Below are 281 nucleotides of genomic sequence, written 5' to 3'. Positions count from 1 at the left end.
TCTCGGCGCCCCGTAAGATCGTTATGCAGAACGACACCCAGCGCCGCCGGTGGCTCGCCGGTTCCACTGAAACGGTGCATCCACAGCCGGTCCGTCACCAGCAGATGGTTCAGCGTTCCATGCAGCGAGCCGAAGAAGGCACCGCGATCCTCGTGAAATTCCGCATCGCTGAGCCGGGCGGCGGCATCGTAGACTTGAACATTGGCCCAACGATTGTAGTCGGCAAGCATTTTGAAATGTCTGAGCATATGGCTTTTCCTCCATGGCTATGAGATCAGTCC

Annotated in this window: 1 protein-coding gene; it reads right to left on the bottom strand. The window is 58.0% G+C overall.

What is annotated here, in order from left to right:
* Positions 1 to 230: DinB family protein (locus tag ACR9ZK_RS21875; RefSeq protein ID WP_481344058.1), on the bottom strand; the 230-nt coding region annotated here is incomplete at its 3' end.
* Positions 231 to 281: the final 51 nt, after the last annotated feature.

This window comes from Monashia sp. HAY1-5C, assembly GCF_056755255.1.
The sequence above is the reverse complement of the archived record's forward strand: the minus strand, read 5'-3'. Positions and strand labels throughout refer to the sequence as shown.